The organism is Brevundimonas sp., assembly GCF_013823285.1.
GTDB lineage: Bacteria > Pseudomonadota > Alphaproteobacteria > Caulobacterales > Caulobacteraceae > Brevundimonas.
In genome coordinates this window covers 1-1,247 of record NZ_PNLV01000191.1, presented here as the reverse complement: position 1 = coordinate 1,247, position 1,247 = coordinate 1, and the positions used below count along the sequence as shown (strand labels likewise).

At 69.4% G+C, this 1,247-nt stretch carries 1 protein-coding gene; it reads left to right on the top strand.

Going from position 1 to position 1,247, the window contains the following annotated elements; genetic code table 11:
• Positions 1–90 precede the first annotated feature (90 nt).
• Positions 91–1,247 (top strand): aspartate aminotransferase family protein (locus C0461_RS14310; protein ID WP_292107970.1); only part of this gene is annotated, 1,157 nt, incomplete at its 3' end.

The following is a 1,247-nucleotide window of genomic DNA, read 5'->3' as shown; positions in this document are numbered from 1 at the left end:
AAGCGGACAACACCGTCCTGCATGGTCCCGGCGCGCCCCGCCGGGGCTGTTTTCTTTTCAGGGAAGGAGCCCGTCGTGTCCGGTCATCTCATGGGAGTCTACAATCGCGCCCCGGTCGAGGTGGAGCGCGGCGAGGGCGCCCGACTGTATGCGACGGACGGCACGGCCTATCTGGACTGCGTGGCGGGCATCGCCACCAACGCCCTGGGTCACCGGCACCCGCGCCTGGTGCAGGCGCTGAAGGACCAGGCCGACAAGCTGTGGCACACCTCCAACATCTTCCGCATTCCGGGGCAGGAGGCGCTGGCCGACCGGCTGGTCGCCGAAAGCTTCGCCGACGTGGTGTTCTTCGCCAACTCGGGCACCGAGGCGGTCGAGGCGGCCATCAAGACCGCGCGCCGTTATCACTACGCCAACGGCCATACCGACCGCATCGACATCATCGGCTTTGACGGCTCGTTCCACGGCCGAACCTATGCGGCCATCAATGCGGCGGGCAATCCGTCCTATGTGGAGGGCTTCGGCCCGCGCCTGCCCGGCTATGTGCAGGTGACCTTCGGCGACATGGACGCCGTCAAGGCCGCCATCGACAGCCCCACCGCCGCCGCCGTGATCCTCGAGCCCGTTCAGGGCGAGGGCGGGGCGCGCGCCTTCCCCGACGCCGACCTGCGCCAGATCCGCCAGTGGTGCGACGACGCGGGCGTGCTGCTGATCCTCGACGAGGTGCAGTCCGGCATGGGCCGCACCGGCAAGCTGTGGGCCCACGAATGGGCTGGGATCACCCCCGACATCATGGCGATCGCCAAGGCGCTCGGCGGCGGTTTCCCCATCGGCGCTTGCCTGGCCACCACCGAGGCGGCCAAGGGCATGGTCGCCGGCGTGCACGGCACCACCTTCGGCGGCAATCCGCTGGCCATGGCCGTGGGCTACGCCGCCCTGGACGAGATCGCCAAGCCGGAAACCCTCGCCAATGTGGCCGAGATCTCCGGCTATCTGACCCAGCAGCTGCACGGCCTGAAGGAGCGCTTCCCCGACATCATCGTGGACGTGCGCGGGCGCGGCCTGCTGATCGGCGTCAAGCTGGTCCCCAACAACCGCGAGTTCATGGGCTGGGCCCGTGACGGCCAGCACCTGCTGGTGGCCGGCGGCGGCGACAACTGCGTGCGCCTGCTGCCGCCCCTGACCCTCACCCTCGACGAGGCCCGCGAGGCCATCGAGAAACTCGAAAAGACCTGCGAGGCCGCCCG